21 protein-coding genes are annotated in these 24,092 nt (G+C 31.9%); 6 read left to right on the top strand and 15 right to left on the bottom strand.

All coding sequences use genetic code 11. From position 1 onward, the window contains the following. Window positions 1-13: 13 nt before the first annotated feature. The 9 genes from ACH5TW_RS04890 to ACH5TW_RS04850 form a co-directional block, all read right to left on the bottom strand. Entirely contained in the window at window positions 14-223 is a 210-nt protein-coding gene (locus tag ACH5TW_RS04890; protein ID WP_439335371.1) for a DUF4266 domain-containing protein, read from the bottom strand. A gap of 1 nt (window position 224) precedes the next feature. After that, a complete protein-coding gene (locus ACH5TW_RS04885) occupies window positions 225-1,217 on the bottom strand; it encodes an FAD:protein FMN transferase (RefSeq protein WP_439335370.1) in 993 nt (330 codons plus the stop codon). Continuing rightward, a complete protein-coding gene (locus tag ACH5TW_RS04880) occupies window positions 1,207-1,647 on the bottom strand; it encodes a thioredoxin family protein (RefSeq protein ID WP_439335369.1) in 441 nt (146 codons plus the stop codon). The genes ACH5TW_RS04885 and ACH5TW_RS04880 overlap by 11 nt, the downstream gene beginning before the upstream one ends. 137 nt (window positions 1,648-1,784) lie before the next feature. Next, on the bottom strand, window positions 1,785-2,273 hold the full coding sequence (locus tag ACH5TW_RS04875) for an ABC transporter ATPase (protein ID WP_439335368.1): 489 nt from the start codon (window positions 2,271-2,273) through the stop codon (window positions 1,785-1,787). Between the two features lie 7 nt (window positions 2,274-2,280). Further along, the gene (locus ACH5TW_RS04870; protein ID WP_439335367.1) at window positions 2,281-2,925 is read right to left on the bottom strand and encodes a hypothetical protein; all 645 of its coding nucleotides are present in this window, start codon (window positions 2,923-2,925) and stop codon (window positions 2,281-2,283) included. An 18-nt stretch (window positions 2,926-2,943) separates the two neighbouring features. Next, window positions 2,944-3,738, bottom strand: coding sequence for a (Fe-S)-binding protein (locus ACH5TW_RS04865; RefSeq protein WP_439335366.1), 795 nt, complete (start codon window positions 3,736-3,738; stop codon window positions 2,944-2,946). A 121-nt stretch (window positions 3,739-3,859) separates the two neighbouring features. After that, the gene (locus ACH5TW_RS04860; RefSeq protein ID WP_439335365.1) at window positions 3,860-5,173 is read right to left on the bottom strand and encodes a 4Fe-4S dicluster domain-containing protein; all 1,314 of its coding nucleotides are present in this window, start codon (window positions 5,171-5,173) and stop codon (window positions 3,860-3,862) included. Window positions 5,174-5,181: 8 nt separating this feature from the next. After that, entirely contained in the window at window positions 5,182-6,114 is a 933-nt protein-coding gene (locus tag ACH5TW_RS04855) for an MlaD family protein (protein ID WP_439335364.1), read from the bottom strand. A 51-nt stretch (window positions 6,115-6,165) separates the two neighbouring features. Beyond that, entirely contained in the window at window positions 6,166-7,281 is a 1,116-nt protein-coding gene (locus ACH5TW_RS04850; protein WP_439335363.1) for an N-acetylmuramoyl-L-alanine amidase family protein, read from the bottom strand. Between the two features lie 175 nt (window positions 7,282-7,456). On the opposite strand from ACH5TW_RS04850, the gene ACH5TW_RS04845 reads away from it, so the two are divergent. Both ACH5TW_RS04845 and ACH5TW_RS04840 read left to right on the top strand, forming a co-directional pair. After that, a complete protein-coding gene (locus ACH5TW_RS04845) occupies window positions 7,457-10,210 on the top strand; it encodes a putative LPS assembly protein LptD (protein WP_439335362.1) in 2,754 nt (917 codons plus the stop codon). Window positions 10,211-10,230: 20 nt separating this feature from the next. Further along, complete coding sequence (locus ACH5TW_RS04840) at window positions 10,231-10,611, top strand: RidA family protein (RefSeq protein WP_439335361.1); 381 nt, start codon at window positions 10,231-10,233, stop codon at window positions 10,609-10,611. Between the two features lie 2 nt (window positions 10,612-10,613). On the opposite strand, the gene ACH5TW_RS04835 is transcribed toward ACH5TW_RS04840, so the two are convergent. Next, window positions 10,614-12,035 (bottom strand): response regulator, encoded by a 1,422-nt coding sequence (locus ACH5TW_RS04835; protein WP_439335360.1) that lies wholly within the window; start codon window positions 12,033-12,035, stop codon window positions 10,614-10,616. 150 nt (window positions 12,036-12,185) lie between these two features. Between ACH5TW_RS04835 and ACH5TW_RS04830 the strand changes: the two genes are divergently transcribed. The 4 genes from ACH5TW_RS04830 to ACH5TW_RS04815 all read left to right on the top strand — a co-directional run bounded on the left by ACH5TW_RS04830 (window position 12,186) and on the right by ACH5TW_RS04815 (window position 20,250). Continuing rightward, the gene (locus tag ACH5TW_RS04830; RefSeq protein ID WP_439335359.1) at window positions 12,186-13,226 is read left to right on the top strand and encodes a GMP reductase; all 1,041 of its coding nucleotides are present in this window, start codon (window positions 12,186-12,188) and stop codon (window positions 13,224-13,226) included. 223 nt (window positions 13,227-13,449) lie between these two features. After that, entirely contained in the window at window positions 13,450-16,779 is a 3,330-nt protein-coding gene (locus ACH5TW_RS04825; RefSeq protein ID WP_439335358.1) for a transglutaminase family protein, read from the top strand. Window positions 16,780-16,796: 17 nt separating this feature from the next. Then, on the top strand, window positions 16,797-19,352 hold the full coding sequence (locus tag ACH5TW_RS04820; protein WP_439335357.1) for a circularly permuted type 2 ATP-grasp protein: 2,556 nt from the start codon (window positions 16,797-16,799) through the stop codon (window positions 19,350-19,352). Window position 19,353: 1 nt separating this feature from the next. Next, a complete protein-coding gene (locus ACH5TW_RS04815; protein WP_439335356.1) occupies window positions 19,354-20,250 on the top strand; it encodes a transglutaminase family protein in 897 nt (298 codons plus the stop codon). Between the two features lie 50 nt (window positions 20,251-20,300). Here the strand turns inward: ACH5TW_RS04815 and ACH5TW_RS04810 are convergent, their stop codons facing one another. The 5 genes from ACH5TW_RS04810 to ACH5TW_RS04790 all read right to left on the bottom strand — a co-directional run bounded on the left by ACH5TW_RS04810 (window position 20,301) and on the right by ACH5TW_RS04790 (window position 23,932). Next, on the bottom strand, window positions 20,301-20,810 hold the full coding sequence (locus tag ACH5TW_RS04810; protein ID WP_439335355.1) for a hypothetical protein: 510 nt from the start codon (window positions 20,808-20,810) through the stop codon (window positions 20,301-20,303). 166 nt (window positions 20,811-20,976) lie between these two features. Beyond that, entirely contained in the window at window positions 20,977-21,408 is a 432-nt protein-coding gene (locus ACH5TW_RS04805) for a PH domain-containing protein (protein ID WP_439335354.1), read from the bottom strand. A 168-nt stretch (window positions 21,409-21,576) separates the two neighbouring features. Further along, entirely contained in the window at window positions 21,577-21,891 is a 315-nt protein-coding gene (locus ACH5TW_RS04800; protein WP_439335353.1) for a hypothetical protein, read from the bottom strand. Window positions 21,892-22,426: 535 nt separating this feature from the next. After that, window positions 22,427-23,002, bottom strand: coding sequence for an RDD family protein (locus ACH5TW_RS04795; RefSeq protein ID WP_439335352.1), 576 nt, complete (start codon window positions 23,000-23,002; stop codon window positions 22,427-22,429). Window positions 23,003-23,152: 150 nt separating this feature from the next. Continuing rightward, window positions 23,153-23,932, bottom strand: coding sequence for a hypothetical protein (locus ACH5TW_RS04790; RefSeq protein ID WP_439335351.1), 780 nt, complete (start codon window positions 23,930-23,932; stop codon window positions 23,153-23,155). Between the last annotated feature and the right edge of the window lie 160 nt (window positions 23,933-24,092).

Genomic DNA, 24,092 nt, shown 5'->3' with positions numbered 1-24,092 from the left:
ACCTAATCAAAAATTAATTACAACCACAACCTCCACCAGACTTACCTCCATTGGCACCTGATGCTGATTCCCTATACACTTGAAAGTTTGTTATAAACCTATCAGAGCCTTTTTTAGTTAAAGCCATATCAGGGTCGTTTATATTTACTTTTTCATACTCTTTAACAACCGTACATGATGTTAACGAAGCAATAATTAATAATGCTGTTACAAACTTTCTCATACTAATTTGTTTGATTTATGTTTATATTTTTTGATGTTTGAAGCTTATTATTCTTATCAACAAGAATACATTCCACCCCTTTTAACTGGTTTATAAAATCTAAGCCCACATCTACACCCATTACAAAAATTGACGTCGCCAAAGCATCAGCTAACTCTGCATTTTTAGTAAAAATAGTAGCGCTTAAAATACCAGTACTCGGATAACCCGTTCTAGGATCAATAATGTGTGAATACAAAACATTATTAAATGTTACGTATTTCTCATAATTACCAGATGTAACAACTGCACCGTTACTTACAGGCAACCATGAAAAAACTTTGCTTTTATTTAACGGATTAACAATAGCAACCATCCAATCTTTTCCGTCTGGTTGTTTTCCCCAAGCATTTAAATCACCCGAAGCATTTATTATACCTGCCTTTACACCATTTTTTTGTAACAAAATTTTAGCTTTATCTGCAGCATAGCCTTTTCCTATGGCTCCAAAACCAATTTTCATGTCTTTTAATTTTAAAAAGACAGAATGATCACTTTCGTCTAGCACTATGTTTTTATACCCGACTCTAGTTATTGATTTTTTTATCGCTTCCGCGGAAGGCATTTGCGTCATACTTCCATCAAATTTCCAAATTCTATCCATAGATGCATACGATATATCAAATGCGCCTTTAGTTAACTCTGAAATTTTAATGGCTCGTTTTATAAGTTGAAATAACTCGTCGTCAACCACAACAGGTTTAATACCTGCATTTTTAATTATTTGAGATGTTTGTGAGTTTACATCCCAAGAAGAAATTAATGTTTCTATTCTTGAAATTTCATTAACCGCTAAATCTATATAAGCATCACCTTCTTTTTGATTTCCGGCAACCACGGAAATATCAAAACGACTACCCATTAATTTAAGCGTTCGCTTATAGACCTCTTGAGAGAACCCAGAAATACTGACTATAAAAACAAAAAGACATGTGAATATTACTTTATTTTTCAAAAGCTGTTAGTTTTTTAAAATAAGCTGATGGTGTTATTTTTTCATAACCTGTTTTTCCTAAAACCTCTCCCTTGTCATTTAAAACAACAACTAAAGGAAAATAACCTTGATTATTATAAGCCTCTGCTAGCTTAGAGTTTTGAGCTGTTAATGCTTCTGATAATTTGTTTGCTTTTCTTCTAGGAAAATCGGCTTGAAGCATCACAAAATGATCTTTAGCTAATTTTTGAAATTCTTGAGAACTCCAAATTTCTTTATCTAACTTGATACAAGGCGCACACCAATCTGAGCCCTGAAACACCAAAACTATATTCTGATTTTTAGTTGAAGCTTGTTGCTTTGCTGCTTCAAAATTTGTTGTCCAATCTTGAGCAAAAGTTGATAAACTGAGTAAAAACAAGAATAAACTTGTAAAATAAATATTCTTCATTAAAACGTTTTTAAAAATAAAAGCAAATTACTTTTTTAAATCTGACAGTAATTTTTGTTAGCTATACTATAAACAACTTAAGTCTCAAAAAAACGCAAAAAATTACATAATATTTTCTAGTGAAGAATAATTAACAATTATTTAGCTAAAAAGCGACTATGCCAGCTTTCACTTGCAGGTACTTCCCAATTTTCATTAAATTCAGCAATATTATTAACTAAGTTATTAAAAACAATGGTGTTTTTTGAAATGGCTTTATCTTTTGCCATTTTTCTGAAATCGGTAAGTGTTTTATATGCAATGTATTCTCCTTGTTTGTAGGATACATTCATTTTATCCATTAAATCTATATTGTATTCTTTTTCTAACTGCTGAATAAAATGCACAGACGCATCTATAGAACAGCCAGTTGCCTTATTTAAATTTTGATTTAAACCAAGAACTATAAAGCGCTTATATTTAACCAAATAACCCGCTTCTAAATCACCACCATGAGCGGTCCAATTCCCTATGAAAATTTCTATTTTACCCTGAATTTCTTCTATTTCTTGTTCGGTAAGCGAACGATTTGCTTGATATATCCAAACACGAGATTCTTCTGGTAATCTATTAAAGTCTACTAACATATTTTTATCAAAGTAATTCTAAATATTTAACAACATTCTTTTTTACATACTTACGCACACTCAAATCAAATAAGTCTATTTCTTTATAATAAATTTTAAATGACTTTTTAAAATTAGACTTTTTTAATAATTGATAACCTTCAAATTGTTCATTTATTAAAAAAACATGAGACTTATCAAAATCATCATTAACTTCAAAATATGATATAACGTCGTTATTTAGCGCTACTAATTGAGCTTCTAATTGAAGATCATTCTCGTTTTTTACAGCTGGAGGTGCTGGTGTAACTTCATCATTAACAAATTCAGCCAACTGATCATTAGTAAAAATTGCCATAAACTCAACACCACATGTTCCAACCATTTTTAAACCAACTTCTTCTCCTATAGCTTCAAATTGATCCATTCCTGTATCTGCTAATTCTTTTGATTCAGCTTTTCTTTCATTAAAGCTTTTCATCAAGCACAACCCTAATGCAATTTCTTTTTGGTTTAAAGTTTTATCAGAAGTAAATGAAGTCTCATCATTCTTTATACACTCACAAGTATCTTCTGCTATTAGTTGTAAAACCTCGTCTTTAGTTTTGTCTTGAGAAAAAATATTACTAGTAAAACATAGAGCTATGAATAAAAGAAATGTGTACTTAAGCATATTATTTTTTTTAATTTTTTATAAATTTTGAGCATTAGCAATTAATTCGGCAACATCTAAAACTGTTACTTCTGCTTCTTTTTCTTTAAATTTTACACCATCTGTCATCATGGTGTTGCAATATGGGCAACCTGTTGCTATGATACTTGGTTTTGTATCAAGTGCATCTTCGGTACGCAAAACATTAATTTCTTTATCGCCTTTTTCTGCATCTTTAAACATTTGTGCACCTCCTGCGCCGCAACATAATGCTGTTCCTTTGTGGCTTTTCATTTCAACCAATTCAACGCCCATAGCCTTTAATAATGTTCTTGGAGCTTCGTACACACTATTTGCACGCCCTAAGTAACAAGGATCGTGAAATGTAATACGTTTGCCTTTAAAGGTATTTTCGCTTTCTATTTTTAAACGTCCTGCAGAGATTAACTCTTCTAGAAACTGTGTATGATGTTGTACTTCGTAATTTCCTCCTAGTTGAGGATACTCATTTTTAAGTGTATTATAAGAGTGTGGACATGCAGTAACAATGCGCTTTACTTCGTAAGCATTTAAAACTTCTATATTGGTTACGGCTTGCATTTGAAACAAAAACTCGTTTCCTGCACGTTTAGCAACATCGCCTGTACAACTTTCTTCGGTTCCTAAAACAGCAAAATCGACCTTAGCGTTGTTTAATATTTTAACAAAAGCTCTCGTTATTTTTTTAGCTCTATCATCATAACTTCCTGCCGAACCTACCCAGAACAAAATTTCTGGTTGTCTGCCTTCTGCCATACAATCTGCCATGGTAGGCACTTTTAAAGCTTCACTCATGTTCTTAATTTGTTAGGTTGTTGTACTGCGCGTTAGGGATTGTAGCGGCATCCTTTTTTGTTTTTTCACAAAAAAGATACAGCGAAAAGCCCGACCCTTTACGGGTAACGCCCAAATTATTTTACTCGTCTTTCCAGTTTAATCTATCCATTTGATTATATGGCCAAGGTGCTCCATTGTTCTCGATATTAGACATCATATTATTTAACTCGGTTGGTGCTGCACTTTGCTCCATAACCAAATAACGACGCATTTCTAAAATAATGGATAAAGGATCTATACTTACTGGGCAAGCCTCTGTACATGCGTTACAGGTGGTACATGACCAAAGTTCTTCTGGCATAATGTAATCGCCCAATAACTGTTTGTTATCGTCTACAAACTCACCTTTATTAGCATCAATATTTTTCCCGACTTCCTCTAAACGGTCGCGGGTATCCATCATTATTTTTCGTGGCGATAGTTTTTTACCTGTTAAATTTGCTGGACATTCGCTTGTACAACGTCCGCATTCTGTACAGGTATAGGCATTTAGTAATTGTACCCAACTTAAATCTTGCACATCGCTGGCTCCAAACTTTGCAGGAACTTCTTCGTCTGCTCCTTCGGCTGGTGCTGCAAACGGATCGATGTTTGGATCCATCATCATTTTTACTTCGTTGGTAACAGCTTCTAAATTATTTAGCTGCCCTTTTGGAGCTATTTTACCATAATAGGTGTTTGGAAACGCTAATAATATATGAAGGTGCTTTGAAAAATATAAGTAATTTAAGAATATTAAAATACCAATGATATGTAACCACCAGGCTCCGCGTTCTATAATATGAAGTGTGCTTTCGGTTAAACCACTAAACAGAGGTGTTATAAACTGACTTATAACATTACCTGAATTGGCTGCTTGAAAATGAATATCGGTAGCATTCATAACCAAAAACAAGGTCATTAATACCATTTCGAAATACAGAATGTAATTACCATCGTTTTTTGGCCAACTGGTCATTTCGCTTTTCCAGAAACGTTTTATTTTTATTACGTTTCTACGAATCCAAAAAAGAGTAACAGATACTAATACTAAAACGGCTAATACCTCAAAAGCTCCTATTAAAAATCCGTAAACAGCTTGTGGCAATATGCTTAAACCAATTCTGTGCGTACCAAAGAGTCCGTCAATTATAATCTCTAAAACTTCAATGTTTATAATTATGAAACCTACATAAACAATAACATGTAAAAACCCTGAAACAGGGCGGCGAACCATTTTACTTTGCCCCAAGGCTATCATTGCCATGTTTTTCCAACGTTGCGATTTATTATCGCTTACATCTACATCTTGCCCTAATTTAATATTACGAATAAGCGTCTTTACATTTTTAGTAAAATAGCCTATCCCTAAAATTAATAAGACAGCAAAAATTATGTTAGGAATGTATTCCATTTGGTTATTTAGTTAGTTTGTTCCTCTTGGTAAGGTATTTCTTTTTTAGATAATACTCTAAAATAGCGTTTCGGGTGTAGTTTTATATCTCTAAGAAGTTCTTCCATTTCTTTAGTTGCCCCTTCAAGATTATTATATAAACCTTCTTCGTTCATTAGCTTCCCTAAACTTCCTTTACCGTTATCTATTTTAGCTAATACAGTATTTAAATTATCTAAGGTTTTATTTAATGATGCTACAGTAGTACCAACATTAGCGTCTTTTAATTCTGTTGTTAAAGCTGCTAAATTCTCACTTGATGTTTTAAATTTTTCTAACATAGCTGTAATGTTTCCATCTTTATCAGAGATAAAACCATTTACAGAATTAGAAGTGTTTTTAAACGATTTTAAAGTTTCGTTCAATTCTGCTATAGTATGTTTTAATCCTTTATCAGACTCATCGTTTACAAGCTCGTTTAAACTAGACATTAATGTATCTGTAGATTTTAAAGTTGCATTTAAATCTGTACTTAAACCTGAGAAGTTTTTTGAAAGACTTGTTACTAGACCAACTTGAATAGTCGATTTAAGTTTATCTCCAGGCTTTGCAGTCTCACCTTCTTCACTTATAATTAGAGCAAGACCATTACCTCCCATTAATCCGGTTTCATACATTCTAACAATACTATTCTTTGAGAATTTCAATTCTTCATTTACAAAAAAAGTAACAATAGTTTTTCCTGTTTTATAGTCATATTCAATGTCTTGAATTTTACCTACCTGGTTACCTTTAACTGTTACAATAGAAGACTTTGATAAAGCATTATAATCAAATTCTGTATAATAAACATCGTTAGGGACTAATAAATTTTGGCCTTTTAAATAGTTAAACCCAAAAATAACAAGAATAATTCCTGAAACAACTAATAAAGCAACTTTAACTTCTTTTGATATTTTCAAACTATAATGTTTTAGATGTACAAATTTAAAATAAATTTAAAAAGAACTCACTTAATTACTTGTTGTTTTTAAAGCTTCTGTTAGTGATATTTTTTTATCATCTTTAAAAGCAACAATAAAACTAGTGGCATAGCCTTTTCTTTTAGCATCGCTTGCTAACTTTTTTGTTTCATTATAATTTGAAGTACTTCCATAAAAGTATTTATATAAGTTTCCTTCTTTAACTCTTGAGATATTGCTCAAACCTTTAAAATTATATGGTTTTGTTTCTAGTTTTTTTGAGCTTGCCGCTATTTGAATTTTGAATGTGATATTATTGTAAATAGATTCATTTTCTATAACTGGCTCCAAATTAACATCATCACTTTCATAAACAAAATCGCCTACATTATTATCTAAAGAGGCCTTATATTCTAAGATAGACTTTACTACAGATTTTGAAATTTCTTGTTGTCCCTTTTTTGAATTTAAATAAACACCTTCTTTGTTATTTGTTAAAAAACCTAGTTCAATTAAAACACTTGGCATTGCCGTTTGATGAATAACCCATAAACTTGCCTGTTTTACGCCTCTACTATATCTTTTGGGTCCTTTTGTGAAATTCTTCTCTATAATACTTGCCAGTTGAATACTTTGATCGGTATATTCTTCTTGCATTAAAGTTAAACCAATTGTAGTCTCTGGCGAATTAGGGTTAAATCCTTCATACTTTTTTTTATAATCATTTTCGAGAAGAATAACCGAGTTCTCTTTTTTTGCTATTTCAAAATTACGCTTTGTATTTGCAACTCCTAAAACAAAAGTTTCTGTTCCATGAGCTTGTGTATGATGCGAGTTACAATGTATTGATACAAACAAATCTGCTTTCGCTTTATTTGCTATCTTAGGTCGTTCTTTTAAATCTACAGCAACATCGGTTTTACGTGTATAAACAACTTTTATATTAGGGTTTTTCTCTAGCTCTTTACCTACTGCTAGCACTACTTTTAAAGCAATGTTTTTTTCTTTATAACCATTTCCTAAATTACCTGGATCTCTACCTCCATGTCCTGCATCTAAAACAACAATAAATTTATCTCTATTAACATCTTGCTCATCATCAACAAATGAAGAAAATGTTAATACTATTATAAAGCATACGAAAATTAATATTGAATTCGTTTTCATCTTGGTATAAATATTGTGCTTAATCGAACCTATGTAACATCAAGTATATTTTTACTTTTTACAAAGTATAATTAGAGATGATGTATTAGCGATTTAACGACTAAAAAATTCGGTTTATTTTAATTTTAAATTTTTAACTGAATAATAAATCAATCACAGAAAAATATATGTAATTTTGGCTTTTCAAAAACCGAGCCATACTTTTACAAAAATACATTTAAAAGCGTTGCATACAAACAACTTTAAAATACTTTTTGCATTAAGTTTTACAGTGTTTATTAACACGTTAAGCTTCGCCCAAGATATTCCAGAAACAAAGGAACCTATCAAACCTAGTGTTGAGGATACTGTTATTCTAAAACCTTCTGATAGCCTAATCAACCCTCTTGCTTCTGAAAAAATTCAGGATTCTACTCTTACAGACTCTATAAAGCCTAAAAAAGATTTTTTAGAACATATTATTGTTTACCACGCCAAGGATTCAACAAAATTCAACAAAAAAAAGCAGAAATTGTTTTTATTCAACGAAGCAAGTATTACTAATGGTGATATGAATATTACTGCAGGAAGTATTATTTTTGATTATACGAACAATACTGTTTATGCCAAAGGAATTATTGATTCTACAGACGGCTACACACAAAAGCCTGTGTTTACTCAAGGTACAAACGTTGTAGAACCAGACTCGATTATTTTTAACACTGAAACTAAAAAAGCTCTTATATACAATTCTAAAACAGAACAAGGCGAAGGGCATGTTATTGCATCGATTACAAAAAAAGAAAATGACTCGATATACTTTTTAAGAAATGCAAAATACACCACTGCAGAAGACCAAGAAGATCCCGAATATTACATAAGACTTCTAAAAGCTAAAATTGTTCCTGGTAAAAAAATTATAACAGGTCCAGCTGGTTTATATATATATGATATACCAACACCTATTTGGCTCCCTTTTAGCTTTTTCCCTCAGTCTGAAAAACATACGTCTGGTATTTTAATGCCTACTTTTAGTCAGAATAACGCACGTGGTTTCTTTTTACAAAACGGTGGGTACTACTTTGCTATAAATGACCACGTAGACTTAGCTGTTCTTGGAGACTATTATACTAATGGAAGTTATGGTATTCGAACAGAAAGCACCTATAGAAAACGTTATAAATTTAGTGGAAATTTAGGTTTTAGATACGAAAGCTTAATAACAAGCGAAAAAGGTTTTCCTGATTATGCTAAAAATACTATATATAACTTACGCTGGTCACACAGTCAAGACTCTAAAGCGAATCCGAATTCACGTTTCTCTGCTTCTGTTAACTTAGGTAGTAGCAAATATTATAGAAATTCCATTAATCAAATAAATTCGGGGGCTTCTTTTTTAACCAACACCTTAGCCTCTTCGGTTTCCTATTCAAAAACTTTTCAAGGCGAGCCACAGGTTAATTTTAGTGTTACAGCAACACACTCACAAAACACCAACACCCAACAGATAAACATGACGCTACCTACATTTCAAGGAAGTGTTGGTAGAATGTATCCATTCGCATCAAAAACTGGAGCAAAAAAAGGTATCATACAAAATATAAATTTACAATATAACCTACGAGGCGAAAACAGAATACAAACAACAGATTCTCTTTTCTTTAAAAAAGAAATGTTTGATGATGCCAAAGCTGGTTTTCAACACACCATTCCTTTAACAACAAATTTTAAAGTCTTTAAATATTTTAGTCTAAGTGCAAGTACTAATTTTAATGAAGTTTGGACTTTTAAAACAATTGAAAAGACATTTGACCCTATAGAAAGAAAAGCAGTAACAGAAACTATAAATGGTTTTGATTCTTATAGAACTTACAATTTTAGTACAAGTGTAGGAACCACAGTATATGGTATGTTTAACTTCGAAAAAAATGGAGAAGACCGCAAGATTAAGGCTATAAGGCATATTATTCGTCCTTCGTTAAGTTACAACATAAACCCCGCTTTTGAAAAGTATTATGATACTTATGAAGTTGTTAGTGCCGATGGATTAACTACAAGTGACGTAGACTATTCACGTTTTGAACAAGGTATTTTTGGTGTGCCTGGAAAAAATTTCTCAAGTTCAATAGGCATGTCTGTTTCAAACAATATAGAGGCTAAAGTACGAGATAAAGATAGCACCGCTACTGAAGCAAAAAAGATTATTCTTTTAAACAATTTAAACTTCTCTACATCTTATAACGTTGCAGGCGACTCGCTTCAATGGAGTCCTGTTAGAATGAGTGGTAGCACTCAAATTCTAAATAACAAAATGAGCATTAATTTTGGTGCAACTTTAGATCCGTATGCATTAGATAACAACAATAATAAAATAGACAAGTTTAATATTGATAATGGCGGTAGCTTATTTAGATTAACAAGCGCTAATCTTACAACTAGCTATTCTTTTTCTAGTAAAAAAGGTGATAAAAAGGATAACAATAATGAAAACCTTAATCAACCAGAAGACTTCCTCCCCAAAGATTTAGACTTTACCAACGACCAAATTAACCGTTTAAGGCCTGAGGAAGAGGAAGAAGACGATAATGATAAAGTTCCTAGTGAGTTTTATAATTTCCAAGTGCCTTGGAGTTTACGTGTTGCATACTCAGTAAATTACTCTAACTCAAGAAGACAAAATGAAATATCATCACACTCTCTTATGTTTTCTGGTGATATTAGTTTAGGTGAAAAATGGAAAATAGGGGCTTCTTCTGGATACGATTTAAAAAACGCAGGGTTTACCTATACACAATTACGTTTTGAACGCGATTTGATGAGTTGGCGAATGAATTTTAGTTGGATTCCTTTTAGTACTAGAGCTTCTTGGAATTTCTTTATTGGTATAAAATCTAGTATTTTACAAGATTTAAAATACGAAAAACGTAATCAACCAGACATTCAACTTTAAGAGTTAATAAAGTATATAACATGAAAAAAATTATTACAACCCCCAATGCTCCTGCTCCTATTGGACCATATAACCAAGCTGTACTTAGTGGAAACACCTTATATACATCTGGACAAATTGCTTTTAATCCAGAAACAGGCGTATTAGTTTTAGATGATATAAAATCTGAAACCATGCAGGTTATGAATAACTTAAAAGCTGTTTTAGCAGCTGCAGATATGACTTTTGATAACGTTATTAAATCATCTATTTTTATTAGTAATATGGATGACTTCACAAAAATAAATGATGTTTATGGAAGTTATTTTGACGATGCTACAGCGCCTGCACGTGAAACAGTACAAGTTGCTAGGTTGCCAAAAGATGTAAATGTAGAAATAAGTGTGATTGCTGTTAAGTAATTTTAAGCAGAAGCATCTTTTTTATCAGCATATTTAATCAATAAACCTTTAAGCTTAGCAAGCTCTATGGGTTTTGCTAAAAACTCATCTATACCAGAACGTTTGGCATTAACAATATCTTCTTCAAAAGCACTGGCTGATACCGCTATAATAGGAGTTTTATTGGCTTTATATTTATCAGTTTGTCTAATTGCTTTTGTTGCTTGATATCCATCCATATCCGGCATGTAAATATCCATAAATACCATATCGAAATCTAGTATTTTATACAATTCTACAGCTTCAATACCATTTTTAACAAACGTACAATCAGCCCCCTGTTTTTCTAATAAAAACTTAATAACCTTTTGATTCATTCTGTTATCTTCTGCAACTAAAACACTAAACTTTTCTTGTAATATAGGAGCTGCTTCTTCATCTTCTGCTTTAATATTAAGTGTCTTTTTTAATTGTAAACTAAAATAAAATGTAGACCCTTCATTTTCTTTACTTTCAAGCTTTAATTCTCCTCCCATTAAACTTACCAATTGACGAGAAATAGACAAACCTAAACCACCTCCTTTGTAATCTTTAATAACTTTAGGATTAAACGTTGTAGAGTTATTTAAAAAGTGTTTCACTTCATTGGCGTGCATACCAACTCCCGTATCTTTAATATAAAAAGTAACAATTTGATCATCATCTATACCAACTGTTTGATCTACAATAATTGATATTTTTCCTGAATTTGTAAACTTAATAGCATTATTAATTAAATTAATAATAACCTGTTGAATTCTTACGGTATCTCCTAAAAGCGAAAATTTTCTATTTTTTTCTTCAAATAAAAATTTAAATTCAAATTCTAATCCCTTTTCCCAAGCTTGGTATTCAAAAACTTTAAAAAGATGTGATAAATCAGATTTTAAATCTATGGCTAACATATTAAACTTAACATTACCTGAATCAACATTAGCATTATCGGTAACTAGGTTGACAAGTTGCAACAAATGTCTTGAAGAATATTCGGCAATTTCAGCTTGTGCTTTTTGATCGTCATCTAATTCGGTTTGCTTCAACATATTCAACATTCCTAAAACCGTATTAAGTGGCGTTCGTATTTCATAACTCATATTAGCCAAATAAATAGATTTATGATTGGCTATTTCTTTTGCTTTTTTAACTTCCTGTATAAGTTCGTCAATTCGCGCTTTAAGGTTTAAAATAATCAAGCCGTTTTTTAACTGATTTTTATAAAAATACTGCAAAGCAAAAACTTGAAGTATAGCAAGCACAAACAAAAACAAGATTATATTTTTTAAATCAATCTTCTTTTCAATAAAACTGTATCCTAAAAAAAGGATAATAGCTATTGAAACAAAAATAAAGAAAGATAAAACTTTTCTTTTCTTGATTGATTTAATTGATTTAGGAAGTAACCTCATTAATTTTGGAATGTTTTTAAACAAACTTATCTATTATTATAATAACTAACAAAACTATTATGTTTAATTAATTGTTATAGTATTTGTATTTTTACTAATTTTCAAATTCTAAAAAGAACACTTTTTAAGTAAAGATAATCTAAATTACATATGCGAATAGAATACGATATAAAACTAGGATTTAAAGATGTCATGATTAGACCAAAACGCTCTACATTAAAAAGCAGATCGGAGGTTAGTTTAGGACGTAGCTTTAAATTTCTACATAGCCCTTTAACTTGGACAGGCATTCCCATAATAGCAGCAAATATGGATACTGTAGGAACTTTTGAAATGGCTAAAGCTTTATCTAACAAAAACCTATTCACTGCTATACACAAACATTATTCAGAGAATGAATGGATAGATTTTATTTCTAACACCTCAGAGAATGCCTTAAATTATATTGCAGTAAGTACTGGTATAAGTGAGCAAGATTCTATAAAATTAGCCGCTATAATTGCTGCAAATCCTCAAATAAAATTTATATGTATAGATGTTGCTAATGGTTATTCTGAACATTTTTCAAACTTTGTGAAACAAACACGCGAACTTTATCCAGAAAAAGTTATAATTGCAGGTAATGTTGTTACTGGCGAAATGGTTGAAGAACTTCTTCTTTCTGGTGCCGATATTGTTAAAGTTGGTATTGGTCCTGGTTCTGTTTGTACTACGCGTGTAAAAACAGGAGTAGGTTATCCGCAACTTTCTGCTATTATTGAATGTGCCGATGCTGCTCATGGTTTAGGCGGACAAATAATTAGCGATGGAGGCTGTTCCTCTCCAGGTGATATAGCAAAAGCATTTGGTGCTGGTGCCGATTTTGTGATGCTTGGCGGCATGCTTGCTGGACATAATGAAAGTGGTGGAGACATTGTAGAACGCGATGGAAAGTCTTTCCGAAAGTTTTATGGTATGAGCTCCTCAACAGCTATGGAAAAACATGTTGGTGGCGTAGCCGATTATAGAGCTAGTGAAGGTAAAACAGTTGAAGTGCCATATAAAGGTTCTGTAGAAAACACGCTCCAAGATATTTTAGGTGGTTTAAGAAGCACCTGTACTTATGTAGGAGCTGCACGTTTAAAAGAACTAACTAAACGCACCACTTTTATTAGAGTTAACGAACAAGAAAATAGAGTCTACAATACATAGTTTTAGTTTTAAACATACTTTATTATTACAGAAACGCTATTGTTAATATAAAAATACATAAGCCAAAAATCATCAAATTATCATTTTTAAGAAACAATATTTAAAATCTTATAAATATTTAAAGAGAGGGATTCTCTTTTAATAACAAAAGTCTTAAAGCTATAAAAATAGCTTATTTTTATGTTAATATATTTTGCTTAATTCATTCTAAAAAACACAATTTATGGCGTTAAAAATTGTAATTTCTCACAAAACAACATACAAATACGATAGACCTGTATCTCTATCACCACATATTTTTAGATTACGTCCTGCGCCACATAGTAGAACACCAATTGAAGCTTATTCAATTAAAATAACTCCAGAAAATCAATTCTTTAATTGGCAACAAGATCCTTTTGGAAATTATTTAGCACGATTAATTTTTCCGGAAAAAACAACAGAACTATCTATTGATGTTGAAATTATAGCCGATTTAAAAACCATAAATCCATTTGATTTTTTTGTTGAAGAGTATGCTGAAGAATATCCGTTTACTTACAACGAAACCACAAAGAAAGAGCTACTACCCTATTTAGAAATTACAGACAAGGGTAAGTTATTAGAAGATTTTATTAAAACTATAGATTATACGCCTAGAAAAACCATCTATTTTTTAATAGATATTAATAGAAAAATATATGAATATTTAAACTATAACATCAGGATGGATCCTGGTGTGCAAACTTGCGAAGAAACCTTAAATCAGAAAAACGGCTCTTGTAGAGATTACGCTTGGTTATTTGTACAAACACTGCGTCATTTAGGTTTTGGAGCACGCTTTGTTTCTGGATATTTAGTACAATTAAAGTCTGATGAAAAATCGTTAGATGGTCCTTCTGGTCCTGAAGAAGATTTTACCGACTTACATGCTTGGGCTGAAGTATATTTACCTGGAGCTGGTTGGATAGGTTTCGATGCCACATCTGGTTTATTAGCTGGCGAAGGTCATATTCCTTTAGCCTGTACACCTTCATTTGAAAGTGCTGCTCCTGTTTCTGGAGCCACAGATATTTGTGAAACAGAATTTGAATTTGAAAATTCTGTAAAACGAATTTTTGAATCACCTAGAGTTACCAAGCCCTATACAGAACAACAATGGAACGCTATTCATAAACTAGGTTTTAAAGTTGAAAAACAACTAGAAAAAGGCGACGTACGCCTTACCATGGGTGGTGAACCTACTTTTGTTTCTATTGATGATATGGAAGCTCCTGAATGGAATACGGATGCCGATGGTCCTCACAAAAGAGCCTTAGCCAAAGATTTATCTACCAAACTATATGATGAATTTGCCAAAGGCGGTATTTTACATCAAGCACAAGGTAAATGGTATCCTGGAGAGCATTTACCACGTTGGTCTATTGAGTTATGCTGGCGAAAAGACGGTAGAAACATATGGCACAATAAAAACCTATTTGCTTTATTTTCTGAAAATACTGAAATCCCAAAAGATGCCGATAAAAAATTCTTAGAAACGCTTACAAAGTATCTAGGAATAACCAATAAGCATTTGGTTCCTACCTACGAAGATGCCTTTTATTTTATGTGGGAAGAAGGCAAATTACCAGTAGATATCGATCCTACAAAAGATGACGGTGCTTTATTAGTAAAAAACAAGTTAAAAGAAATTTTAAAGGATGGTAAATCTAAAACGGTTGGTTATGTTTTACCACTAAATAATTCCATGGGAACTTGGTATACCTCCGATTGGAGTTTTAGAAGAAACCACTTATTCCTAATCCCAGGTAACTCCCCTATTGGTTTACGTCTACCATTAGATTCTTTAATTAGAAAACCTGAACACGGTGAATTTCCTAAATACGATCCCGATAATTTTTCAACCAAAGGAAGACTACCTAGTTTTAAAAAAATAGCTAAAGAACGCTATCAAGATATTGAAACAAATGGAGCAAAAGACACAACGAATAATTATTTTATAAGAACGGCTTTATGTGCTGAAGTTAGAGATGGTAAGCTCTATCTATTTTTACCACCGGTAGATTCTGCTGAAATATTTTTAGATTTAATAGCTTCTATTGAAGCTACGGCGAAAGAACTTAACATCCCTGTTGTTTTAGAAGGTTACGATCCGCCTAAAGACCACAGATTAGAATCTATGAAAATAACACCAGATCCGGGTGTTATAGAAATAAATGTTCACCCAGCAAAAAACTGGGAAGAGCTTGTAAATAATACGTTAACACTATACGAACACGCTAAAAAATCACGTTTAGGAACCGAAAAATTCATGCTTGATGGTAAGCATACAGGTACTGGCGGCGGAAACCACGTTACATTGGGAGGATTAACTCCTGCCGATAGTCCGTTGCTTCGTAAACCAAGTTTACTAAGAAGTTTACTTACCTTTTGGCAACACCATCCTGGACTTTCATACTTATTTTCTGGAGCATTTATTGGTGCTACCAGTCAAGCACCTAGAATTGATGAGGCTCGTATGGAAAATCTATACGAACTAGAAATTGCCTTCAGCCAAATTCCTAAAAATGGAGAGGTACCATTTTGGTTAACCGATAGATTGTTCCGTCATTTATTAACCGATTTAACAGGAAATACACACCGTGCAGAATTCTGTATAGATAAATTATACTCACCAGATTCTTCGTCAGGAAGATTAGGTATTTTAGAGCTTCGTGCGTTTGATATGCCGCCGCATCCACAAATGAGTTTGATGCAAAACCTTCTAGTTAGAACATTGGTAGCTTGGTTCTGGAAAAAACCATATGAACATGATTTGGTTCGTTGGGGCACAGAATTACATGATAAATTCTTAATTGAACATTATGTAAGAGAAGATATTAAAGATATTGTAGATCAACTTAACAGAGCTGGTTATCCGTTTAAAGAAGATTGGTTCAATCCTTTCTTCGAGTTTAGGTTTCCACTTCACGGAATGGTTGAAATTAATAATATTCATTTAGAATTACGTGCAGCTATAGAACCTTGGAATGTCTTAGGTGAAGAAATGACAGGTGGTGGTACTGCCCGTTATGTAGATTCGTCTGTAGAACGCATACAAGTAAAAGTTGCTCATTTTATTGAAGATCGTTTTGTTCTTACCTGTAATGGTGTTAAAGTACAATTAAATAGCACTGGCGTTAAAGGCGAATATGTTGCAGGCATACGCTATAAAGCTTGGAATCCTTATTCATCATTACATCCAACTATTGAGCCAGATACACCGTTAGTGTTTGATATTGTTGATACCTGGAACAAACGTTCTATTGGTGGTTGTACCTATTATGTAGCACATCCTGGAGGACGTTCGTATGATAGTTACCCGGTAAACAGTTTTGAAGCAGAATCGAGAAGAATCAATCGTTTCTGGGAATTTGGTCATACACAAGGTAATATTACCGAAAAAGAAATTATAAATCAAGATAGTACAGGAGCAAAAACAGTAAAAAAACAAGGAAGTTCTAAAAAATTCAGCTATAAAGAGCTCCCTATTAATTTTGAATTCCCATACACACTCGATTTAAGAAAAAAATAGCATACCTTTATTAATACATGATTACAGATAGTAATATATTATTTAAAAATTATTTTTCTAATGCCAAAAAATACGATGAGGTATTGAAACCTGATATGTCCATAAATTCTAATTGGGAAAAATTACTTGGTAATCTTAAACAAATTGGAAAAGACAATTTATTAGCCAAACAAAATGAAATTGATTGGCTTATGGACGAAAACGGCGTAACATACAATGTTTATAACGATCCTAAAGGCATGCAACGTACATGGGATTTAAACATTGTACCTTTTATTGTCCATCAAAAAGAATGGGAAACCATTGAAAAAGGCATCACCCAACGTGCAGAATTAATAAACTTAATTTTAAAAGATATTTACGGCGAGCGTAAGCTTATAAAAAACGGAATTATTCCTCAAGAGGTTATTTTTGCGCATCGAGGATTTTTAAGGCAATGCGATCAAATTCAATATAAAACAGCCAAAAATTTACTGGTTTATTCGGCAGATTTAGCTCGAGGACCAGACGACCGAATGTGGGTTGTAAGCGACAGAACGCAAGCACCTTCTGGCATGGGTTATGCTTTAGAAAATAGATATTCATTAAGTAGAGTGGTTCCTAATATGTTTCAAGATATTAATGTGAAACAACCTTCTCAGTTTTTTTATGAGTTTAATCAAATGCTTATTGAAGCAGCTCCACAAAACAAAGAGAATCCTAATATTGTAATTTTAACACCGGGACCGCATAACGAAACTTATTTTGAACATGCTTATATGGCTTCATTTTTAGGTTATCCGTTAGTTACTGGTAACGATTTAGTGGTTAGAAATGGTAAACTTTGGATGAAAACTTTAAAAGAACTCAAACAAGTTGATGTTATTTTAAGACGTGTAGACGATGTGTTTATGGATCCGTTAGAACTTCGAGAAGATTCCTATTTAGGCGTTGCTGGTTTATTAGATGTGGTTAGAGAACAACAAGTAGCTATTGTAAACCCTGTAGGTAGTGGTATTTTAGAAAACTCTGGCCTTATTCCTTTTATGAATGTTATTTGTAAATATTTCTTTAAAGAAGATTTAATTTTACCGCAAATAGCCTCTTGGTGGTGCGGACAAAAAAAAGAACGCGATTATGTGCTCACTCATTTAAAAGATTTGGTTGTTAAACGTATTGATCGCTCTAATAGAGAAAACATTTTTTTCTGTGAATTTTTAGATACCAAAGCTTTAAATGCGTTAAAAAGAGAAATTCGTTTATCTCCTTATAAATTTGTTGCTCAAGAAAAAATATCATTTTCTACAGCTCCAAACCTTGTAGAAGATACTTTAGAACCTCGAAAAATTATGTGCCGCACTTTTGCTATTGCTAAAAACGATAGTTATAGTGTGATGCCTGGTGGCTTAGTACGTGTTGCTGCCGAACGCGAAAACTTATTTGTATCCAATCAACGTGGAGGCATTAGTAAAGATTTTTGGGTAGTTTCAGACGATACACAAACCAATATTCAAAATTATTCATGGGATAGTTCTTGTAGAATTTCTATTTCAGACATTAATGATTTACCTAGTAATACAGCCGAAAACCTATACTGGTCTGGGCGTTATTTAGGTAGAGCACTCGTTACAGCGCGTTACTTACGTATGGTGCTGAATAGAATGAATAATGTAGAATATAACGACCGAAATGAATCAGAAAGTTTGGTTTTCTTATATCAATCTATCACACATATTACATCTACATTTCCTGGTTTTGTTGGTAAAGGTTCCGAAGAGCTTTTAAAAAATCCGCTTAAAGAAATCATTTCTTTAATCATGGACGAAAACAGACCTGGAAGTTTTGCTCAAACCTTTTCTAGCTTTAACAATGCTTATTATTCCTTACGAAGTTTATGGTCTAAAGATATGTGGCGCGTTTTTGATGGTATAAAAAAACAATGGCGAAAATTTAAAGAAGAAGATGATTATACAATTGCTAATCTTTCTAAACTATTAGACCGTATTATTACACGTTTAATTGCCTTTATGGGACTTATTGAAGAAAGTATTTTGGTAAACCAAGGCTTGCTACTGTATTTCATAGGTTTACAGTCTGAACAAGCCATGATGAATGTTGCTAAATGCAGATCTTTACTTGTTTTTAACCTAGATGAACATACACAGTATGACATTTTAGAATCCTTACTTACAAGTCATGAAAGTTTAAATATTTATAGATACAGTTACCGTTCTTATTTAAATATAGAAAATGTTATTAATTTAATTTTACTGGATAAAGAGTATGCAAAATCTTTAACCTATCAAATTAGGCGCATACAAAAAGATATAGACCGATTACCTAATTCTGAAAACTCAGAAAGTGTTTCTATTTGTAAAAAACATATTTCTGAAGCCTATACTAAAATTCAAAATTTAGATATCAATGCACTTTTAGAATTAAATGACGATAAAACATTAAGACAAAATCTTGATGATACGTTAGCAGAATTAAGTGATTTATTACACGAAACCTCTTTAGCGGTTTCCGATACCTATTTCAATCATGCTTACCAACAAAAACAATTGGTAAATCAAAATTTCCCACTTTCTTAACATGACCTTTCAAATATTTCATACAACCAGTTATAATTATGAAAGTGGCGTTACTTTTTGCCATAACATAGCGACTTTAAAACCTAAAGATATGCTTGGACAAAAGGTTTTAGACTACCGTTTAGAAATAAGCCCTACGCCTACCGAATTTTCAGAGAAATTAGATTTTTTTGGTAATACTGTTACGCGGTTTTCTATACAACAACATCATAAAAAACTAGAAGTAACGGCTTTTAGTAAAATAGAAAGAGATACCAGTTTAGAACCTAATATTTACGAGTCTGAAACAGGAAAAAGTATTACTTTAAAAGAAGCTTTAGCAAGCTTAAAAAAACCGGACCCTGAATTATTAGATATAAAACAATTTATATTAGAATCTATTTTGGTGGCTAAAATTACACCCGAAATTAGAGCCTATGCCGAAGTATCTTTTAAACCAGAGCGTTCTATATTTGAAGCTGCTTACGAGCTTATGCAACGTATTTATACCGAGTTTGAGTTTAACACCCAAGTAACCAATGTTGCAACGCCTATTCACGATGTTATAAAACAAAAAAAAGGCGTTTGTCAAGACTTTGCTCAAATTGCTATTGCTTGTGTGCGTTCGGTTGGTTTGCCTGCCAGATATGTAAGTGGTTATATTGAAACTTTACCGCCACCAGGAAAAGAAAAATTAGTTGGTACCGATGCGTCTCATGCTTGGTTTTCCTTATACATACCTAGTTTTGGCTGGGTAGATTTCGATCCTACTAACAACCAAATACCAAAAAACCAACACATAACAGTATCATACGGACGCGATTATTATGATGTACCACCATTAAAAGGTGTTATTTACAGCACTGGTAAAAATAAAATGCATGTTGCGGTTGATATTAGACCTGCTACTGATAGTTAAAAAGGGACTTTTTATTAATTTTATACGTATGTTGGCAACAGTTTTTATTTCTAATCTCCTTGTCCTTTTGGAACTATAACAAAAGCCCATTCAGCCTCGTCAGGAACTTTATATTCATCTAAAAATTTTCCTCCAAGACCACTAACTTGAGATTGCTTATCCTCAATTTCAAGTCCATAAGTTTCTCCAAACATAAATTTCACTCCATTATCTAATTTAAGTGTGTCAATGTCCTTTAAGTTAAAAACTCGGAACTCATTCGGTTTTATTTTTAGGTTTTCAATAACTCCAATTTCGTCAGAAGTTTTATTGTAAATAAACACTTTATATATTTTTCCAGTTTTATTGTATTCGGCAGGAATTATAGAAACTTCATTTCCTTTTTCGGTGAAAACATTTCCATTAGAATCAGTCCATTTTTTCACTTTTTCGGATTCAGTTTTTTGTTCCAATTCCGCAGACTTTTCATTCACATTTTCTGGTGTTTTCTTTTTAGTTTCTTTTTGTCCGCAAGCAGATAATGTCAAAAAGATTATAAGAATTTGAATGTATTTTGTCATTTCTTAAATTGTTGCCAACGTTTATGTATATGAAATGTTGCGTGTTTGTGTGCGAGGATTTTCCGAAGGAAAATCAGAAGCTAGCAAACAAAGCAACAAACTTTGGTTAAGCTAAAAATAGCAATTTTTTATATACTTTGTTGTAAGCAGGCTTTTTACTTTTCTTTCAATTTCTCGTTATTTTTATTTCATTATTTATTTCTAAAATTTTTTCTATAAACTTTTCACTATTTTTCGTGCTGATAAAAATGTCATCATATTTATTGAACTTTATTAGCATTCCATTTATCGATAATGCAGGTCTTATTCCAGCCCAAACATTTTTATTCGTAATTATTTCACTAATATTTTCTATGTTTACCTTTCCCCTAATTGGTCCTGATTTATAAATGAATTCTTTTGAGGTAAGTTCATATTCAGTTCCAAAATATAACCATAAAATATATGAAGTGGATAAAAATAGAATTATTTCAGCTGGTGTAAAATCATAATTTTCTATTCCCACAGAAAAAATTCGGGAAATAAAAAAAACTGAAATCAAGCCAAATCCTAATGCTAGGAAATGAATTATTATATCTTTTCTACTTTTAAATTTCATTCTATTAGTCATTTTTCAGCTTGCTTACAACGGTTGTGTATAAGGATAGTGCGGTTTTGTGTCCGAGGATTTTCCGTAGGAAAATCAGAGAGATCAAATACGCACTATCCTTTTGATTTAGAAATAAATTTAAGCATTATTTCTTATACTTTGTTGTGTGTAGTTTTTTTATTCAGAATCATATGGTGTGAAATTAATTCCATAACCAAATGGTTCTTCTTTTGGTGGTTCATTTGGCTCGGTTTCATAGATTTCAATTTTTCCTTTGCATTCAAATCCGATTTGTTCAGCAACATATTTAATCATATCAGCCGATTCATCTGCAGATTTTGACCAAGTTTTCATTGACATCCACGCATTTCCTGATTGACAGTCAAACCCATCAACTAATTCTCTAAGAATTCCGTCCGCAAGCACAGTAAAGTGTTTGTATTCTGTTGTTGTTTTTCCATAACGCAGTTTTAATTTCCAATCTTTTTCCATTTACTCAAATTCTGTTTTATGAAATCCCAAAAGTTTGTCAGTAAATATATTTATTTCTTTTTTCTCTTTTAGTTTAAAGTTCGCAAACATAATCAGTCCGAAAACAAAAAACACAATTGGCAAAACCCAATTTCCTTTAATTAGTGAAATTATTGAAATCAGAATTCCGAGTCCGAGTAAAACTTTCGCTAAAATATTCATTGGTGACTTAAAGTCAAATTTCAAATCGTAATTACCTGTGTCATTTACAATTCCGATTATTCTGTGATTATTCGGGAAACAATTCCGCATTAATTCAAACTTTTCAGTTCCAATATATCCATTATAGAATCCGTTCTCAATTAACTTGTTCAGAATCTTTAAATTTTTATCACTTTTCGTTATCGTTTGTCTCATTTCTCAAATTACACACAACGGTTACGTATAATATTAGTGGCGCGTTTAAGCACTAATTTAATAAATAGAAACTTGCCAGCGGAAAATTCCGAAGGAATTTTCCAAGTAAGCTAAAACTAGCCATTAATTTTATGCTTTGTTAGCTGTAGTTTTTTATCTTTTTAATTCCGAATACCAAACCGTAAATAAATGCTAAAATCAATATTACTAACATTATTCTATCAATCGATTCTAATTTAGATTTTGTTCCGAAATAATATATCCAAAATCCAACCAAAGAGAGATTAAAAATCAAAATCAAGGGTTGCTTAAACTCAATTTTTTTTAATTCATTATTCTTAATCACAAAAGTGTTTGATAAGTTGTCGTGAATAGCTCTTTCGTCGTCACTAATTCCAGAAAGAATACTAATAAATCGGCTTAAATTTCTTTTAAATAACTGAACTAAAGTCGGTTTTTCTCTGATTCTGTTTACAACTTTTGTTCTGGTTTGATATTTGCCAGGTGTTCTGCCAAGTAAAGACTCAAAAGCTAAATAGTAAATAAATCTCACGATTAAATAAATCAGAAATGCAAGAGTAAAATTTTTAAAAGTCAGAAAAGCAATTACAAGTCCAAAAATTGATGAAATGATAAAATCAATTATTAGATTTTCGCCACGTTCTTCTTCATTGGCTAAATTCAGATTTTTATATTTTTCGTTTGTGATTTTCATCAAATTACAGCTAACGGTTGTGTATAAGAATAGTGCGGTTTTGTGTCCGAGGATTTTCCGTAGGAAAATCAGAGAGACCAAATGCGCACTAACTTTTTGATTAAGAAATAAATTTAAGCATTATTTCTTATACTTTGTTGTACACAGTATTTATTTACTTAATTCTATTTGAAATTTTGTCGCATTAAATGCTGCTTGTAAACCTCTTAAATTAGATTCTGACTTATTTTTCTCAAATAGTTCAGTTAAGTATTCAGTTTGTTTAGTTACATTATCGTTCTCTTTTTGAAAAATTTGGTATTTCAATAAAATTAAATTCGCCATAATTTTATCTGAAACACTTAATTCGCTCTGATTTAGATACTGGTCTATTGTATTTTTTATCTCAGAATCATTTTCAGATATTTCATCGAATAGATAAGCATTAGCCAAGTCAGATTTATTTAAAGTTGAATAATCGCTTTGGTCAGACATATCTTTTCGGTAAGTCATTTTGTTACCATTTAGAAAATACCATCTCGTATAGGAATCATTTTCCATTTTAATATCTTTTTCAAACACTTTTGTCTTAACGCTCCAATTCGTGAAAGCTATTAAAAGTTCGGTTCCGTCATCTTTCTTTAAAATTGCGAATCGGATTAAGTAATTCCTTTTTCCAGATTTTTCAATTTCGATATCCAATTTATTTTCAACTGAAACGTATTTTTTCAATGCTTCTAGAATAGATGAAACGTCTTCATGACTTGCTTCTGGATACAGATTTTCTCTTAAAAACAAGTCAATGTATAAGTAATGAGTTAAATAAAAATGATCCATTTTTAGATAATTCACTTCTGTCAAATTTTCGGTTTTGATATCGATTTTGTCAGATTGAGAATATCCAAAATTTGTAATTAATAAAAGTAAAAGTGTGATTATTTTTCTGTTCATTCTGTTGGTTTATATTGTGTACAACGGTTGTGTATAAGAATAGTGCGGTTTTGTGTCCGAGGATTTTCCGCAGGAAAATCAGAGAGACCAAATACGCGCTAACTTTTTGATTTAGGAATAAATTTAAGCATTATTTCTTATACTTTGTTGGCAGTAGTTT

Origin of the sequence: Thalassobellus sediminis (assembly GCF_044386045.1) — a bacterium.
Classification (GTDB): Bacteria; Bacteroidota; Bacteroidia; order Flavobacteriales; family Flavobacteriaceae; genus Thalassobellus; species Thalassobellus sediminis.
Note: the sequence above shows the minus strand (reverse complement) of the source record. Positions and strands in the feature narration are given on the sequence as shown.

Coding starts and splice junctions, on each gene's coding strand:
- ACH5TW_RS04860 (WP_439335365.1), bottom strand. CDS start 5,173: ATGGAATACATTCCTAACATAATTTTTGCTGTCTTATTAATTTTAGGG.
- ACH5TW_RS04830 (WP_439335359.1), top strand. CDS start 12,186: ATGCGAATAGAATACGATATAAAACTAGGATTTAAAGATGTCATGATT.
- ACH5TW_RS04890 (WP_439335371.1), bottom strand. CDS start 223: ATGAGAAAGTTTGTAACAGCATTATTAATTATTGCTTCGTTAACATCA.
- ACH5TW_RS04840 (WP_439335361.1), top strand. CDS start 10,231: ATGAAAAAAATTATTACAACCCCCAATGCTCCTGCTCCTATTGGACCA.
- ACH5TW_RS04850 (WP_439335363.1), bottom strand. CDS start 7,281: ATGAAAACGAATTCAATATTAATTTTCGTATGCTTTATAATAGTATTA.
- ACH5TW_RS04875 (WP_439335368.1), bottom strand. CDS start 2,273: ATGTTAGTAGACTTTAATAGATTACCAGAAGAATCTCGTGTTTGGATA.
- ACH5TW_RS04795 (WP_439335352.1), bottom strand. CDS start 23,002: ATGAAAATCACAAACGAAAAATATAAAAATCTGAATTTAGCCAATGAA.
- ACH5TW_RS04865 (WP_439335366.1), bottom strand. CDS start 3,738: ATGAGTGAAGCTTTAAAAGTGCCTACCATGGCAGATTGTATGGCAGAA.
- ACH5TW_RS04880 (WP_439335369.1), bottom strand. CDS start 1,647: ATGAAGAATATTTATTTTACAAGTTTATTCTTGTTTTTACTCAGTTTA.
- ACH5TW_RS04815 (WP_439335356.1), top strand. CDS start 19,354: ATGACCTTTCAAATATTTCATACAACCAGTTATAATTATGAAAGTGGC.
- ACH5TW_RS04790 (WP_439335351.1), bottom strand. CDS start 23,932: ATGAACAGAAAAATAATCACACTTTTACTTTTATTAATTACAAATTTT.
- ACH5TW_RS04805 (WP_439335354.1), bottom strand. CDS start 21,408: ATGAAATTTAAAAGTAGAAAAGATATAATAATTCATTTCCTAGCATTA.
- ACH5TW_RS04820 (WP_439335357.1), top strand. CDS start 16,797: ATGATTACAGATAGTAATATATTATTTAAAAATTATTTTTCTAATGCC.
- ACH5TW_RS04835 (WP_439335360.1), bottom strand. CDS start 12,035: ATGAGGTTACTTCCTAAATCAATTAAATCAATCAAGAAAAGAAAAGTT.
- ACH5TW_RS04810 (WP_439335355.1), bottom strand. CDS start 20,810: ATGACAAAATACATTCAAATTCTTATAATCTTTTTGACATTATCTGCT.
- ACH5TW_RS04800 (WP_439335353.1), bottom strand. CDS start 21,891: ATGGAAAAAGATTGGAAATTAAAACTGCGTTATGGAAAAACAACAACA.
- ACH5TW_RS04870 (WP_439335367.1), bottom strand. CDS start 2,925: ATGCTTAAGTACACATTTCTTTTATTCATAGCTCTATGTTTTACTAGT.
- ACH5TW_RS04825 (WP_439335358.1), top strand. CDS start 13,450: ATGGCGTTAAAAATTGTAATTTCTCACAAAACAACATACAAATACGAT.